Origin of the sequence: Nonomuraea sp. NPDC049714 (assembly GCF_044465295.1) — a bacterium.
Lineage (GTDB): Bacteria > Actinomycetota > Actinomycetes > Streptosporangiales > Streptosporangiaceae > Nonomuraea.
In genome coordinates this window covers 202,276-216,378 of the sequence record NZ_JBITLM010000011.1, presented here as the reverse complement: position 1 = coordinate 216,378, position 14,103 = coordinate 202,276, and the positions used below count along the sequence as shown (strand labels likewise).

Sequence of the window (14,103 nt, the reverse complement as noted above, 5' to 3'; positions counted from 1 at the left end):
TGAGTGGTGCGGAGATGTCGCCGTGGCTGCGTTACGCGCCGGGTGCGCGGTCCGGGGAGCGTCTGACATCGTTGGCGATACCAACCAATATGGAGATTGTTGGTATTGCAAATCATTCCGGCCGGAGCCGACTCCGCAGCGATGGTGATCATTGCGGCTGCGCGGTCGGTGCCGGTGGGTGAGCGACGGTCTCGTCAGGGATCCCGGGCCTGGTCGATCCCACGGTCGACCTGGGACGGCACACGCCCGGGCCCGAGCCGACCTGGTTCGACTCGATCTACTTCACCAGCACGGTGAAGGCGAACGGTCAGGAGTTCGGCCTTCAGGTCCACACGCGCATCCTCCCGGCCAGGGGCGAGGCCGCGTACCGCTCTGGACGTTCGCGGTGATCAACAAGACCACCGGGTGGTACAAGGACTACGACGCGATGGTCAAGCTGGCGGACTATTGGTGGAGTGAGGGCAAGCTCGACATCAAGGCGCCAGGGCTGACCTGGACGGGTGACCTCCCCCGCCAGTCGGTGCAGGTCGAGACGCCTTGGGGCGCCCTCGACGTCCGGCTGGCGCCCACCGGCCCGGCCATGAACTACGCGTCGACCGGCGTTTTCAACCTGGCCGACGGTGTGCCGAACTACGAGTTCGCGCTCCCGGAGATGCGGACGTCCGGAACACTCGTCGTCGACGTCTGCACTCCGACCTCGACGTGCGGGTCACCGGGGATCCGGACCAGGAGATCGGCACTCCCGACGGGAGCGGCTACCTGGAGGCCGCGGCGACCTTCACCGGTAAGCCGTTGGGGGGCGGCGGCCTCAGCCGGGGGAGTGCGTGACGGCGTGCAGCAGTTGGACGAGTCGGTCGCGGTCCTGCGGGTTGAGCCGATCCGTCGCGGGCGCGAGTGCGTGTCGGACCTCGACGTACACCTGCTCCGCCAGCTCCTGGCCGGCGCGGGTGAGGAACACGTCGACGACGCGGCGGTCTTGGGGGTCTTTGCCCCTGGCCACCAGCCCTCGGCGTTCGGCACGGTCGATGAGGCCCGACAGGGTTGATTTGTCCAGGCCGAGGAACGCGGCGAGCTCGGTCATGCGCGGGCGGCGGTCGCGGAGGATGCCGAGAACCCGCAGCTGGGTGAGTGAGAGGTCGCGCTGGGCTCCGATGCATGCTTTGTAGTACAAACAACTGGGTTCGGGAAGCCCGGCTCGCTCAGCGCGTCCCGCGTTCCTGCGCAGACCGCGCTGTTCGAGGTGGAGCGGTAGGAGCCAGGAGTCCGGCCCATGGTGCGGGCGAAGACGTCGACGAAGGCGCTGGTCGTGGCCCATCCGCAGAGGTGCGCTGTCTCGGTGACGGTGGCGCCCTCGGCGAGGCGGATCATCGCGTGGATGACGCGCACGTTCGTGCGCCACTGCGGGTAGGTGGTTCCGAATTCGGTGCGGAACAGGCGCGCCAGGGTGCGTTCGCCGGCGTTGACCTGCCGTGCCAGCCAGGCGATGGTCCGGGGCAGGCTGAGGTCGTCGGTGACGAGGCGGCAGGCGTGCGCGAGGCGCGGATCGCGTGCGGTCGGCAGGGTGAGGGCGCGGACGTCGGCCCGGCGCAACCGGTCGCCGAGCACGGCGCGAATGCGATGGGTCTCCCCAGCCGTGAGCTCCGGATCGGTGCAGGCGATGAGGAGCTCACGCAGCAGGGCCGAGACGGCGACGACGGTCGGCGAATCTCCGGCGAGCGGGGGGTTCTCGGCCGGGAACATCAGCGTGTGCACGATGGTGTCTCCGTAGGCCTGGTGCTCATGCCAGGCGGAGGCGGGGACCCATATCGCGCGATCCGCGCAAGCCACCCACGCCCCGTGTTCGGTCCGCACGGCGAGAACCCCGCGGGCGACGTAGATGAGCTGGTGGTCGTCATGCCGATGCCCGCGGATCACCTCCCCGGGCGCATGATGATGGCGGCTTTGCAACATATCTAGTCAGATTATCGAAAGCGCAGCTCTGCCCGCAGGCAAGAACGTCAATACATGAACCGTTTCCGGCGCCTTCGGCATGCGATCGTCGACACGCGCCCTCTGGCCTTCCCGGCTTACCGACGCACCTTCCTCGGGCAGGCGGCGGCCCTGGTCGGAACGACGGTGACGCGGGTCGCCGTCCCCGTCCAGGTCTATTCGATCTCGGGTTCGTCCCTGGACGTCGGCCTCGTGGGGTTGGCGACGCTCGTCCCGATGGTCGTCTTCGGTCTCTACGGCGGCGCTCTCGCCGACCTGGCCGACAGGCGGCTTCTCTACCTCGTCTCGTCCGTCCTGACCTGGGCCGGCACACTCGCCCTCCTGACGCAGGCCGCTCTCGGCGCGCGGTCCGTGGGTACGATCCTCGTGCTGGTCGCCGGCCAATCCGCCGGTTTCGCGGTCTCCGCGGCCGTTCGCGGCGCCATCATCCCCGCGCTCGTGCCCGTCGAGCTGATCCCGGCGGCCAACGCGCTCACCTACACCGCCGGCAACGTCGGGCAAATCCTCGGCCCGCTCGTCTCCGGTGCGCTGATCACGCTTCCGAACGGCTTCGTGTACGCCTACGGCATCGACGCGCTGCTGTTCACCGCAGCGCTCTACGCCGTCTTCCGGCTGCCACCGCTACCACCAGCCGCGCCCGCGGGGCGAGCCGGCATCCGCGCCGTCATGGACGGTCTGCGCTTCCTCGGCGGCAGGCCCGTCCTGCTGATGGCGTTGATGGCCGACGTCATCGCCATGCTGTTCGCCATGCCGGAGGCGCTCTTCCCCGAGGCAGCCGCCACGCGATTCCATGGCGGCGTCGGCCTCCTGTACGCGTCGATCGCCGCCGGCTCTGTACTCGCCGGGCTCGTCAGCGGATGGATCGGCCGAGTGCGCCGCCAGGGCGTCGCCCTCACCATCGCCGTGGCCATGTGGTCCGCCGCCATCGCCGTCGCCGGAATCAGCCACACCCTCTGGCTCACCGTCCCGCTGCTCGTCCTCGCCGGCGGAGCCGACCTCGTCAGTGCCGTCTACCGGCAGACCATCCTGCAGACGTACGTGCCCGACCACATGCGCGGGCGTATGCAGGGCGTCTACACCGTCGTCGTCGCGGGCGGCCCCGGCCTGGGCGACCTCCGAGCCGGGATCATGGCCACGACCATGGGCCTGACCATCGCATGGTCGGGAGCGGCGATCCTCGGCCTCGTGATCGTCCTCGTCTCGGCCATCGCCGTCCGGCCCTTCTGGCGCTACGAAGAAGCAGGCCGGCAAGGCACGATCTAGCCGTGGTTCGCCGCGCCGTAGCGCAACCCGTCATACAGGATCGTGGCGATCCGTACCGCATCGCCCTTCCAGCCTTTGGCGCGCATCCCGCAGATGCCGCCGAGGGCGCGCAGCACGACGCGCCCGCTGATGCCGCTGCGGACGAGGCCGGCCGCGGCACCTGCGGTGAGAAGCTCGTCGAGGGCGCGGGCCATCTCGTCGCGTGCGTCGTCGAAGACCGGCGAATCGGTCGCCATGATGCTCTCCAGGGCCTCACCCATCCCTCTGCCCACTGCCGCGTGCTCCACGAGCAGCAGCAGGAAGGTGCGCAGCGCCTCGTCCGGAGGATGTCGCGCGAGCAGCCGGGCGGGGGTCGCGCAGAGCTCGGCGACCTCCTGGCGGTACACCTCCGCGACGAGCGCCTCGCGCGTTTCGAAGTGGCGGTACAGCGTGCCGACGGCCACATCGGCTCGGCGGGCGATCTCCTCCACATGGGCGTGGTCGTCGGCGAGGAACGCCTCACGCGCCGCTCTCAGGAGAGCTTCGCGGTTGCGTCGGGCATCGGCGCGGAGCGGACGTGATGACGGCAACGGTCCTCCATAAGGTGAGTCCAATTCCGTTTGTGTGTACAGTTTCCGGAGTCGGGTTCACTTTACTGGAGGAGTACACCCATGACGATCGAGTACGAAACGCTCGCCGGCCTGCGAGTGCTGGTGACCGGTGGCAGCCGAGGGCTCGGGGAGGCGACGGCCCGTCGCTTCGCCGCAGCCGGCGCCACCGTGCTGACAGCCTCGCGAACCGCGCCCCCGGAAGACCTGCCCGCCACCTTCATTCCCGCCGACCTGCGCTCCGAGGAGGGGGCGACGGAACTCGGCCGACGAGTGGTGGACAGCGTCGGAGGCGTCGACGTCCTGGTCAACAACGCCGGAGCCGCGACCGGGCCGATGCCGACCCTGAAGCGGCCGGACGCGTCCTGGTTCGCCGACCTGGAGATGAACCTGCTCAGCGCGGTCCGGCTCGACCGGGCCCTGGTTCCCGGGATGGTCGAGCGTGGCTCCGGCGTCGTGGTGCACGTCTCCTCCATCGCCAGCCACCTGCCCCAGCCCGCCGAAGCGTCGTACGCGGCGTCGAAGGCGGCGCTCAACGCCTACAGCCGCGAGTTGGCGACGGCGGTGGGCGAGCACGGCGTACGTGTGGTGTGCGTTCTGCCGGGCTTCGTCGTCACCGAGGGAGCGGTCGAGCATCTTCAGCAGATGGCCGACAGTCAGGGTGTGGGTGTCGACGAGGTCAAGCAGCAGATCGTGGACCGCCTGAAGGTGCCGATGGGCCGCCCCGGCGAGCCCGAGGACGTCGCGGAGATGATCGCGTTCCTCGCTTCCGGCCGCGCCAAATGGCTCACCGGTGCTCAGTTCCGGGTCGACGGCGGCATCATCCCCGTCGTCTGAGCAGCCCCCTGTACGCGATTCGAGGAGAGAACACCATGACCTTCAGCCTGACGTCATTGATCGTGGACGCCGCGGACCTGGAGAGCGAGAGCTCGTTCTGGCACCGGCTGCTCGGCGGCTCGATCACGAGGACGGCGACGCACCACTTCCTGCGGATCGACGGCTTCCCCGTGATCGTGATCCAGCACGCTCCGGGGCATGTGCCGCCGCAGTGGCCCGACGGCGTCTCCCAGCAGATGCACGTCGACCTCGCCACGGACGACGCGACGACCGCGGCCGAGCGGGTGCTCGACGCCGGCGGTCGACGGCTGCGACCGGCTGAAGACGATGTCGTCGCCTCCACGCGGCCCGGCTCCCGGGTGTACGCCAGCCCGGCCGGCCACCCCTTCTGCGTTTCCTCGGGCTGACCCCTGAGCCTCGCCCCGGCGTTGACTTTGTGACGCTCGATCTCGTGTCTGGCAGGGCCGCACGTGCGAAGCTCGCCACCGCGGCCCGAGGCCTGATGAACAACACCGCCGGCGCCGGTGGATCCGTCGCCTGGTCGCTCATCGCGACAGCTGCCATCGCCGCGGTGTGCGCGCCGCTCATCCTCCACCTCTACGGCAAGCGGGGCTGACGGGCGCCGGTCACGTCTCCCTTGCACAGCAGCAGCGGATGACCGGCCCACAGGAGATCGGGCGGATCAGCGCTGAACGTCAGGTGACGGATCGCGCCACCAGGGCCATGGCCTGCCGCATGGCGTTGCGTACCTCGTTGGGTGCGTCGCCGCGACGCAGCGCGGTCAGTGCGGATGCGCTGATCGCGCCCACCATCGCGCCGACCAGGGCGGCGGCGGTGATCGTGTCGAGTCTGTCGGGGAATGCCCGCTGCAGCGCCTGGGCCAGTTCGGCCTGCGCGGTGAGGTAACGCTGCAGCAGCCGGGCCTGCAGCGCCGGCACCGAGGCCGCCAGCCGTGCGCGAAGTTCCGCGAGCCCGCTGGGGAGGTCGCTGTCCCAGGCGTCGGCGATCATCAGGTCCATCGCCCGCACCAGCACTTCGGGCAGCCGTTCCCCGGCGCGGCGCTCGGCGATCGCCTGCAGCGCCAGGTCGACGCGCACGTCGGCATTGGCCAGGAGCACATCCTCCTTGGCCTGGAAGTGGAGGAAGAAGGTGCGGGGGGACACCTCCGCGGCGTCGGCGATCTCGGCCACGGTCACGTGGTCGTACCCCTTGTCCTCGAACAGGCGCACCGCCGCCTCGATCAGTGCCTGCCGGGTGCGCTGCTTCTTGAGCTCCCGCAGTCCGCGTTTCTCCTCCACGCAGGGCAGCTTAGTTCATCCGCCGAATTGATGCATACTGTGTATCGCTACATAGACTGCAGTCATTGAAGAAGGGTGATCATTCATGGGAAGTCTGGATCGACGCGTCGTCCTCATCACCGGAGCAGGGCGCGGCATCGGGCGGGAAGAGGCGCTGTTCTTCGCCGCAGAAGGCGCCAAGGTCGTCGTCAACGACCCCGGCGTCGCCATCGACGGCACGAGCGGCGACGCCGGCGTGGCCGCGAAGGTCGTCGAAGAGATCACTGCCCGCGGCGGACAGGCCGTGGCCAACACCGACAGCGTCGCCGACTGGGACGGCGCCCGCCGCATGGTGGAGACGGCCCTGGAGTCCTTCGGCGACCTCCACGTCGTGGTCAACAACGCGACCATCGAACGGAACGCGGGCCTGACCGACCTGTCGGAGGAGGACTTCGACGACGTCGTGGCCGTCAAGCTGAAGGGCACCTTCGCGGTAACGCGCTGGGCGGCCCGCCACTGGCGCGACCGGTACCAGGCAGGGGTCCACGCCGACCGCGCCGTGGTCAACACCTCCTCCGGCTCCGGGCTGCTCAACCCGCTGCCCGCGCAGGTCTCCTACGCGGCAGGCAACGCCGGGGTCGCGGCGCTGACCACCGTGGCAGCCCTCGAACTCGGCCGCTACGGCGTGCGGGTCAACTGCATCTCGCCCTCGATGGCCCGCACCCGCCTCACTCACGCCGTTCCCGGCATGAGCCAGGAACCGTCGGCGGGCGGGTTCGACCCGCTGCACCCGGCGGTCAACGCGCCTGTTGCCGCCTACCTGGCCGGCGCGACCTGCCCGCTCACCGGCCAGGTGCTGTCGGTGCGGGGCGGAACGGTCACGGTCAACCACGGCTGGTCACCCGGCGGCCACATCCACAAGGACGGGCTGTGGAGCGTGGCGGAGCTGGTCGAGAAGGTGAAGGAATTGCCGATGGACGACCTGTTCGACAAGCTCGCCCAGGCCCTGACCGGCGCGCTCGGCACCGTCGGACGCGCCCGGCTCCAGGAGATGATCAACGCCCTGCTGGATCAGGGAGCCCACTCCGACGCGGCCTCCGCATGACGCGATGAGCCACGTCCCGGACCGGCAGGAGCAGGCGAACGATCGACGACAGGCCGGAAGAGTCGCGAGCTGATCCCCTGCCCTTCCCGATGTGCCTGTCAGGTCTCAGCCGGGGGGCTCCCCGGTGGGTGACGGCGTAACGGATTCGCGGCTGCGGACGGGCATCGGAACCCGGTGCACCTCGCCGGCCCGTCCGGTGTCCGCGCGGTCGCGGTCGATCTCGGCGAACAGCACGTCGACGGCCTTACGGCCCAGCTCGTAGTGGGGTAGCGCCACGGTGGTCAGCTTGGGGCGCATCCATGAGGCGATGGGGTGGTCGTCGAAGGAAACGACGGAGACGTCCGCGGGCACCTTGAGCCCGAAGTCGTCGAGTGCCTGGTAGGCGCCCATGGCGATCCGGTCGTTGAAGCAGATCAACGCACGCGGCCGGGCGGTGGCGAGGAGGTCTCGGGTCGCGGCGAGGCCATGCTCCGGCTGCCAGTCGGGGCACCTGCGACCGCCCGCCACCTTGACTCCCGCCTCGCTGAGCGCCTCGCGGATGCCGACGAGCCGTTCCACCGCCGCGACGCTCCCCGAGGGCACGTTACGCAGGCCCGGACCGGCGCCGATCAGGTAGATGCCGTCGCGGTGGCCGGCGTCGAGCAGGACGCGGGCGGCGAGGCGACCGGCCTCGACCTCGTCGGGCAGGACGGCGGGCAGAGGGGTGGGCTCCTTGGGCAGCGCGTTGAGCAGGACGGCGGGTGAGGCCGTCATGCCTTGGGGAACCTTGATGGTCCTGGTGAACATCGAGGCCAGGATGAGCCCGTCCACCTGGCGATCGTGCATGGCCTGCAGCAGGAGGAGTTCGAGCTCGGCGTCGCCTTCTGTCTCACCGATGAACAACATGAAGCCGCGGTCACGGGCGGCTTCGAGTGCTCCCTTGATCATGTCGCCGGCGAGCCGCGAGGTGGCGACGGTGTCGGAGATGAAGCCGATCGTCCGGGAGGTGCCCGTACGCAGGCCCACGGAGACGATGTTGGGCCGGTACTGCAACTCGTCGGCCGCTTTCAGCACTCGCTGCTCGACGTCCTGAGAGATGCGCAGCTCACGGCCGCGGCCGGACAGCACCAGCGAGGCGGTCGGGCGGGAGACACCTGCGGCCTTGGCCACATCGGCCAGCGTGACCCGTCGTGGGCTCACCCAGAACCTCCGATCGTCAAGAGTGTGTTACGGGGGGTTGACATCTTGCGCGGCGCATGGTGAGACTATCGGCGCTAACCCGATTTAGCAAAGAAGGCGGACATCAGCCGGGTGCCGATTGTCCCCAGCAGCAGAGGAGATGCACATGGCTCGTCGAGGTCGCCCCGGCAGGTCCGGGGCCGCGCTTGTGATCGCCATGGGGACGCTGGCCGCCGCCTGCGCGGCTCCCGGCGGCAACAGCGTTCAACCTCAGGCCACCAGCGCGTCGCCGGCGTCCGCGACACCCACCTGCGGCACGGCGCCGACCCAGCTCGACGGCTACTTCGAGACCGGCTTCCCGCTGCCCAAGGCGCTGACCAACGAGTTCACCAAGCAGCACCCGAACGTCACGTGGGACATCCGTGAGGACCAGTTCGCGGTGATCACACAGAACGCGCCGCGTGTGCTGGCGGACAATCCGCCCGACCTGATGCGCCTGCCCCAGGTCTCCGAGCTGGTCAAGGACAACCTGCTGAAGAACCTGGACGGCTACGCGACGGCGTTCGGCTGGGACAAGTGGCCGGCCTCTCAGCTCGAGCAGCTGCGCCTGGGCTCGGGCGGGCGGCCGCGCGGCGAGGGCTCGCTCTACGCCCTGGGGCTGAACTTCAGCATGACCGGTGTCTTCTACAACAAGAAGCTCGCCGCGCAGATCGGGATGTCCGCGCCGCCCACCACGCTGGCGGAGCTCGACGAAGTGCTGGACAAGGCCAAGAAGGCGGGCATCACGCCCATCCTGCAGTTCAACGGCGGCGCCACCGGTGGCCTGGCATTCCCCTTGCAAAACCTCATGGCCTCCTACGGCCCGACCGGGCCCATCAACGACTGGATCTTCCAGAAGCCCGGTGCCACCATCGACACCCCGTCGAACCTGCAGGCCGCCCAACACCTGGAGCGGTGGACCAAGGCAGGATACTTCCAGAAGGACGTCAACGCGGTCGACTACGCGACCATGATGAGCCGCTTCATCGACGGCCAGGGCCTGTTCATGTTCAACGGCGACTGGGAGTCGGGCAACCTCGACAAGCAGATGCCGGGCAACGTCGGCTTCTATCTGATGCCGTCAGCGCAGCAGGGCGGCAAACTGGCCGCGATGTCGGCCCCCCTCACCTTCGGCATCGCCGCGAACGCCAAGAACGCCGACTGCGCCGCCTTCTTCCTCGACTGGGTGGCCACCGACAAGCGGGCCCGCGAGATCGGCGTCGAGATCGGCGGATCGCGTCCGATGGGCCCGGCCGACGCGTACATGCCGACGGTGGCGCCGGACAAGGTCACCGCGAGCACGCTGGCAGCCGGGGCGGACATCGCGAGGGACGACGGCGCGATGGATTTCATCGCCAACGCCACCGGCGCCATCTACGCCAAGAGCTGGACGCCGCAGTTGCAGAAGCTGGTCGCCGGACAGCAGACGCCGCAAGAGCTGCTGAAGACGGTCCAGGAGGACTACGCCGGCCAGCTCGAAGGGAACTGAGAAGGTGATGACCCGCCCTGCCGGCGCCCGATCCTCGCCCCGGCGGCCGGTGGTGACCAAGCTGCGCGGCACGCGTGGCTTGGTCGGCTGGCTGTTCGTCGCCCCGGCGCTCGCCTTCTACGCGGTGTTCGTCCTGCGCCCGATCACCCTGACGCTTCAGTACTCGCTGTACGACTGGAACGGCATCGGCGCCTCCACCTGGGTGGGGCTGGCCAACTACGGCAAGGTCTTCACCGATCCGGACCTGTTCGACTCGCTGGTCAACGCCTTCCAGCTGATCGTGTTCTTCAGCGCGATCCCGGTCGTGCTCGGGCTGGCGATCGCGGCGACGATCAGGCGTATCGCCGCGACCAGGCTCGCCGTCGTGGCGCGGACCGTGCTCTTCCTGCCGCAGGTCATCCCGCTGGTGGCCGCCGGCATCGCGTGGAGCTGGTTGCTGTCGTCCACCGGAGTGGTCAACCAGTTGCTCACGCTCATCGGCCTCGGCGGGGTGACCCGGGCCTGGCTGGGCGATTTCGCCACCGCCCTTCCGGCGGTCGGCATGATCGGCGCGTGGGTGCTGCTCGGCCTGTGCACGCTGCTGCTCCTGGCGGGCATGAGCAAGATCGACCCGGCGTTGTACGAGGCCGCCCGCCTCGACGGCGCCGGGCCGTGGCGGGAGTTCATCTCCATCACGGTCCCGAGCCTGCGCCAGGAGATCGCGGTCTGCGTCACCGTGACCGTGATCGCGGCACTGGCGAGCTTCGACATCATCTACATCTCCACCCAGGGCGGCCCCGGCAACACGACCATGGTTCCCGGCCTGCAGATCTTCTACCTGGCCTTCTCCGAACGCGAGGTCGGCATGGCCTCGGCGCTGGCCGTGGTGCTCATGGTCCTCGTGATCGCCTGGGCCCTGCCCATCCAGTGGTTCGCGAAGGACGGCGACCGATGATCCTCGGGTGGCGGGAGGCCTGGACCGGGCGGCTCCTGCTCATCCTCATGATGGCGGTCACGCTCCTGCCGTTCCTCAGCCTGTTCGTCACCGCCCTGCACCCCTCGGGCAGCTATCCGGCCGGACTGGCCTGGCCGGACGACCCCCAGTGGGGCAACTTCCTGCGGGCCTTCGAGGCGGCGAACATGAGCGAGCTGCTGAAGTCGAGCGCCCTCATCGTGCTGGGTGTGGTTCCGATCTCGATCCTGCTGGGCACGATGGCCGGCTTCGCCATCGGCCACCTGCGCGTGTACGGCGGACGGGCGATCTTCCTGCTGTTCGTGCTCGGCCTGACCCTCCCGTTCGAGGGCATCATCACGCCGTTGTACTACCAGATCCGCGACATGGGACTCCTCAACACGCGGTGGGCCATCATCCTGCCGCTCATCGGGCTGTTCATGCCGTTCAGCGTCTTCTGGATGCGCGCCCACTTCGTCAACATGCCCGGGGAGCTGTCCGAGAGCGCGCGCATGGACGGAGCCGATGTGTGGCAGTTGTTCCGCCGCATCCACGTCCCCCTGGCCATGCCGGCGATCTCGTCGCTGGGCATCCTGCTGTTCCTGTGGACCTGGAACCAGTTCCTGCTGGCCATCGTCCTGGTCGACGACCCGACTAAGCGAACGATGTCCGGCGCCCTGGGCGCCTTCCAGGGCCAGTGGGGCACCGACATCCCGCTGCTCTGCGCCGGATCGCTGCTGATCCTGACCCCCACGCTCGTGATCTTCCTCATCTTCCAGCGTCACTTCGTCAAGGCCCTGCTCCAGGGCTCCCTGAAGGGGTGACGGCGATGAGCGCGCCGCGCTGGGGGAGTCGACCGGCGTACTGGACCCGCCGGCACCTCGATCTGCTCGCCGGGACCGGCGCGGTCACGGCGCCTGTCATCGATCCGCCGGCCCTGCCACGGATCCTGCCGGACCACGATCTGTGGGACCTGTGGCCGATCCAGGAGGAGGACGGCTCAACGAGCGTGATCGGCGGCAAGGAGCTGTGGATGGGCCTGTCGGCTCCCGCCCTCGGCCATCCCGAAGAGCGCCATGACCAGGCCCGGATCCGGCTGCTCGGTAAGATCGGCGATCAGTGGGAGGACCTGGGGAACGCCTTCGCCGACGGCGCCTCGCCCGGCAGCCGTGAATGGTCAGGGTCAGCGATCCGCCGGCCCGACGGCAGCGTCTCCGTGTTCTACACGGCCGCCGGGCGGCGCGGCGAAGCACGGCCGACGTACCGGCAGAGCGTCATCGAGACCCGCCCCGCCCTGATCGCCGACGGCGGTCGCATCCTGCTGCGGCAGGACGCCGAGCACCGGGAGGTCCTGCGCTCCGACGGCCGGGTGTATCTGCCGGCCGACGAGTCCGACGGGGCGGCGGGCCGGATCAGGGCCTTCCGCGATCCCGGCTGGTTCCGCGATCCGGCCGACGGGCGCGGCCATCTGCTCGTCGCCGCGTCCACCGCCTGGGAGGACGGCTTCACCGGCGCGATCGCCCTGGCCACCGCACAGGCCGGCGCCTGGTCCCTGCTACCGCCCCTGCTCGTCGCCGAAGGCGTCAACCACGAGCTCGAACGGCCGCACGTCATCGTCCACGATTCCTGGTACTACCTCTTCTTCTCCACCCAGCGTCACAACTTTCACCCGGCCGACCGTGCACCCACCGGGCTGTACGGCTTCGCCGCGCCCAGCCTGACCGGACCGTACGAACCGCTCAACGGATCCGGACTCGTCCTGCAGAACCCTTCCACCGAACCTGACCAGGCCTACGCCTGGTTGGTGCTGCCGGACCTCCGCGTGGTCAGCTTCGCCAATTACCGCTCCCAGCACGGCACGGATCCCCGTTCAGGGGGAGCCGCGCAGGCACGGACCGGTTTCGGCGGCACCATCGCCCCGATGCTCAGGCTCGCCATGAATGGTATGACCACCTCTGTCACCCCGATCGCGATCGGGGTGCAGAACACCGCGTCGACACCCTGACGCGGTGCCGGGCAGCGGCCCATGCGGCCCATGCGGCCCATGCGGCTCAGCCGGGATAGGGGCGGTTGAAGCGGGGCGGGGTGAACGGGACGTACCGGGGCGCGGGGTCGGCTGCCAGTCCCGCCGCGCGGGCGTTCATCGCCGGGGCGGACGTCGCGGGCCAGTGACCGGTCCGCAGCCGGTGGAGCACCGTCATCAGAGCCGCCTCCTGCTCCGCTGGTGAGAATTCGCAGTGGCCGACGGTCCTGGTGTACGTCTGGCGCAGCAGGGAGCCTGCTCCCGCCCGGTGCGCCTTGTCTCCGTACGACTGCTGCTGGGCGACGGTGGAGATCTGGTCGCCGATTCCGGACACGGTCAGCACGGGGATCCGCAGGTCGCCGTCCAGGACGATGCCCCGGGAGAACCGCTCGACGGCGTCGGGGTCTGCGGCGATGCGGGGCGCGGCGGCCAGGTTCTTCAGGTCCGCACGGAGGTCCAGGCTTGCCGCCTTGTACAGGGCGTCGACGGCACGCCGGAGGGCGGGATCGGCCTGGCGCAGCTGCTTCGCGTAGTCCACGCCGGTGTTCCAGGACGGGTTCCCGCCGACCACCGCCATGATCTGGCGCCGGCTGCTCATGGCCTGCCCGACGTAGGGCAGGGGACCACCGGCGAGCGCTAGGTAAGCGCCCTGTTCCAGCGCGCTGGCGTCCCTGCTGTCCGGTGGCGGCGGCGCGGACCCGTCGGAGTTACGGCCCCAGGCCGGCAGCTGGCCGATCGCGGCGGCCAGTGCGATCCGGGCTCGGCCCTCGGGAGTCCGCTGCGCCGCGGCCAGGGCGTCGATCCATGATTTCCGGGCCGATTCGACGTTCTCCGGGATGTCGATGACCGGCAGCCCCGGGGCGACCAGGCGCTCGAGCACGAAGAGCGTGTCGAGCTTCTGATTCCACTGGCCGACGGACCCGCCGAGGCCGCCGCACATCGGGACGGCGGCATCGAAGGCGTCGGGGTGGATCTGGGCGACGCCGGCGGCGACGAAACCGCCCATCGAGGTCCCGGAATCGATCGCGTAACGTGCCCGGCCGTAGGCGTGCTCGAAGCGGGCGAGCGCTTCGGCCTGGTTGTCGATGGCGGACCGGATGTCCCAGCCGGTGATCGCCCGGCTGGTGCCGCCGCGGGCCACGCCATTGGCCAGCAATCGCGCGGTCAGGGAGTCGTTCAGGCCCGAGCCGGCGAAGTCGAGGGCGACCACCACGGTGCCGTTCCAGCCGGCCGGGACGACGAACTCGTAGGGTGTGCCGTCGTCGAGGGTGCCGCTGATGCAGGTGGGGTCGGCGGGGGAGCCCGCCAGGCACGGTGCCCCGCCGGGAGGCCGGGGCGGGGCAGCGGCGGCGGTTCCGCCGCCGACGACGGTCGCCAGCGCGATGGCCAGGAACATGCTCACTCC

Annotated in this window: 15 protein-coding genes; 9 read left to right on the top strand and 6 right to left on the bottom strand. The window is 69.6% G+C overall.

Annotated elements, in window-relative coordinates:
- Window positions 1-808: 808 nt before the first annotated feature.
- Entirely contained in the window at window positions 809-1,081 is a 273-nt protein-coding gene (locus ACIBQX_RS36195) for a MarR family winged helix-turn-helix transcriptional regulator (protein ID WP_397012641.1), read from the bottom strand.
- Complete coding sequence (locus tag ACIBQX_RS36190) at window positions 1,078-1,950, bottom strand: AraC family transcriptional regulator (RefSeq protein WP_397012639.1); 873 nt, start codon at window positions 1,948-1,950, stop codon at window positions 1,078-1,080. The genes ACIBQX_RS36195 and ACIBQX_RS36190 overlap by 4 nt, the downstream gene beginning before the upstream one ends.
- Window positions 1,951-2,004: 54 nt before the next feature.
- Here ACIBQX_RS36190 and ACIBQX_RS36185 point away from each other — a divergent pair, with 54 nt between their 5' ends.
- On the top strand, window positions 2,005-3,252 hold the full coding sequence (locus ACIBQX_RS36185) for an MFS transporter (RefSeq protein WP_397012637.1): 1,248 nt from the start codon (window positions 2,005-2,007) through the stop codon (window positions 3,250-3,252).
- Here the strand turns inward: ACIBQX_RS36185 and ACIBQX_RS36180 are convergent.
- Window positions 3,249-3,821, bottom strand: a complete 573-nt coding sequence (locus ACIBQX_RS36180) for a TetR/AcrR family transcriptional regulator (RefSeq protein ID WP_397012635.1) — start codon at window positions 3,819-3,821, stop codon at window positions 3,249-3,251. The genes ACIBQX_RS36185 and ACIBQX_RS36180 overlap by 4 nt on opposite strands.
- Before the next feature lie 81 nt (window positions 3,822-3,902).
- On the opposite strand from ACIBQX_RS36180, the gene ACIBQX_RS36175 reads away from it, so the two are divergent.
- The 3 genes from ACIBQX_RS36175 to ACIBQX_RS36165 are packed head-to-tail and all read left to right on the top strand — an operon-like array spanning window position 3,903 to window position 5,292.
- On the top strand, window positions 3,903-4,676 hold the full coding sequence (locus tag ACIBQX_RS36175; RefSeq protein ID WP_397012633.1) for an oxidoreductase: 774 nt from the start codon (window positions 3,903-3,905) through the stop codon (window positions 4,674-4,676).
- Between the two features lie 35 nt (window positions 4,677-4,711).
- Window positions 4,712-5,083, top strand: a complete 372-nt coding sequence (locus tag ACIBQX_RS36170; protein WP_397012631.1) for a VOC family protein — start codon at window positions 4,712-4,714, stop codon at window positions 5,081-5,083.
- A gap of 44 nt (window positions 5,084-5,127) precedes the next feature.
- A complete protein-coding gene (locus ACIBQX_RS36165) occupies window positions 5,128-5,292 on the top strand; it encodes a hypothetical protein (RefSeq protein WP_397012629.1) in 165 nt (54 codons plus the stop codon).
- Window positions 5,293-5,371: 79 nt separating this feature from the next.
- Here ACIBQX_RS36165 and ACIBQX_RS36160 read toward each other — a convergent pair whose 3' ends face one another.
- Window positions 5,372-5,974, bottom strand: a complete 603-nt coding sequence (locus ACIBQX_RS36160) for a TetR/AcrR family transcriptional regulator (protein WP_397012627.1) — start codon at window positions 5,972-5,974, stop codon at window positions 5,372-5,374.
- Window positions 5,975-6,059: 85 nt separating this feature from the next.
- On the opposite strand from ACIBQX_RS36160, the gene ACIBQX_RS36155 reads away from it, so the two are divergent.
- The gene (locus ACIBQX_RS36155; RefSeq protein WP_397012625.1) at window positions 6,060-7,058 is read left to right on the top strand and encodes an SDR family NAD(P)-dependent oxidoreductase; all 999 of its coding nucleotides are present in this window, start codon (window positions 6,060-6,062) and stop codon (window positions 7,056-7,058) included.
- Window positions 7,059-7,163: 105 nt separating this feature from the next.
- On the opposite strand, the gene ACIBQX_RS36150 is transcribed toward ACIBQX_RS36155, so the two are convergent.
- The gene (locus tag ACIBQX_RS36150) at window positions 7,164-8,237 is read right to left on the bottom strand and encodes a LacI family DNA-binding transcriptional regulator (RefSeq protein WP_397012623.1); all 1,074 of its coding nucleotides are present in this window, start codon (window positions 8,235-8,237) and stop codon (window positions 7,164-7,166) included.
- 145 nt (window positions 8,238-8,382) lie between these two features.
- Here ACIBQX_RS36150 and ACIBQX_RS36145 point away from each other — a divergent pair, with 145 nt between their 5' ends.
- Genes ACIBQX_RS36145 through ACIBQX_RS36130 form a run of 4 tightly spaced genes read left to right on the top strand, consistent with a single transcriptional unit; the run spans window position 8,383 to window position 12,680 of the window.
- The gene (locus ACIBQX_RS36145) at window positions 8,383-9,744 is read left to right on the top strand and encodes an ABC transporter substrate-binding protein (RefSeq protein ID WP_397012621.1); all 1,362 of its coding nucleotides are present in this window, start codon (window positions 8,383-8,385) and stop codon (window positions 9,742-9,744) included.
- Between the two features lie 7 nt (window positions 9,745-9,751).
- Window positions 9,752-10,678: a carbohydrate ABC transporter permease gene (locus ACIBQX_RS36140; RefSeq protein ID WP_397012619.1), complete on the top strand. Its 927-nt coding sequence runs from the start codon at window positions 9,752-9,754 to the stop codon at window positions 10,676-10,678.
- A complete protein-coding gene (locus ACIBQX_RS36135; RefSeq protein WP_397012617.1) occupies window positions 10,675-11,499 on the top strand; it encodes a carbohydrate ABC transporter permease in 825 nt (274 codons plus the stop codon). Before ACIBQX_RS36140 ends, ACIBQX_RS36135 begins: the two co-directional genes overlap by 4 nt.
- A gap of 5 nt (window positions 11,500-11,504) precedes the next feature.
- Window positions 11,505-12,680: a glycoside hydrolase family 68 protein gene (locus ACIBQX_RS36130; protein ID WP_397012615.1), complete on the top strand. Its 1,176-nt coding sequence runs from the start codon at window positions 11,505-11,507 to the stop codon at window positions 12,678-12,680.
- Between the two features lie 46 nt (window positions 12,681-12,726).
- Here ACIBQX_RS36130 and ACIBQX_RS36125 read toward each other — a convergent pair whose 3' ends face one another.
- On the bottom strand, window positions 12,727-14,094 hold the full coding sequence (locus tag ACIBQX_RS36125) for a hypothetical protein (protein WP_397012613.1): 1,368 nt from the start codon (window positions 14,092-14,094) through the stop codon (window positions 12,727-12,729).
- Window positions 14,095-14,103: the final 9 nt, after the last annotated feature.

What these genes read in the sequence shown, in the direction of transcription:
- ACIBQX_RS36195 (WP_397012641.1), bottom strand. Translation starts at nt 1,081, where the DNA reads ATGACCGAGCTCGCCGCGTTCCTCGGCCTGGACAAATCAACCCTGTCG.
- ACIBQX_RS36190 (WP_397012639.1), bottom strand. Translation starts at nt 1,950, where the DNA reads ATGTTGCAAAGCCGCCATCATCATGCGCCCGGGGAGGTGATCCGCGGG.
- ACIBQX_RS36185 (WP_397012637.1), top strand. Translation starts at nt 2,005, where the DNA reads ATGAACCGTTTCCGGCGCCTTCGGCATGCGATCGTCGACACGCGCCCT.
- ACIBQX_RS36175 (WP_397012633.1), top strand. Translation starts at nt 3,903, where the DNA reads ATGACGATCGAGTACGAAACGCTCGCCGGCCTGCGAGTGCTGGTGACC.
- ACIBQX_RS36170 (WP_397012631.1), top strand. Translation starts at nt 4,712, where the DNA reads ATGACCTTCAGCCTGACGTCATTGATCGTGGACGCCGCGGACCTGGAG.
- ACIBQX_RS36155 (WP_397012625.1), top strand. Translation starts at nt 6,060, where the DNA reads ATGGGAAGTCTGGATCGACGCGTCGTCCTCATCACCGGAGCAGGGCGC.
- ACIBQX_RS36145 (WP_397012621.1), top strand. Translation starts at nt 8,383, where the DNA reads ATGGCTCGTCGAGGTCGCCCCGGCAGGTCCGGGGCCGCGCTTGTGATC.
- ACIBQX_RS36140 (WP_397012619.1), top strand. Translation starts at nt 9,752, where the DNA reads ATGACCCGCCCTGCCGGCGCCCGATCCTCGCCCCGGCGGCCGGTGGTG.
- ACIBQX_RS36135 (WP_397012617.1), top strand. Translation starts at nt 10,675, where the DNA reads ATGATCCTCGGGTGGCGGGAGGCCTGGACCGGGCGGCTCCTGCTCATC.
- ACIBQX_RS36130 (WP_397012615.1), top strand. Translation starts at nt 11,505, where the DNA reads ATGAGCGCGCCGCGCTGGGGGAGTCGACCGGCGTACTGGACCCGCCGG.
- ACIBQX_RS36125 (WP_397012613.1), bottom strand. Translation starts at nt 14,094, where the DNA reads ATGTTCCTGGCCATCGCGCTGGCGACCGTCGTCGGCGGCGGAACCGCC.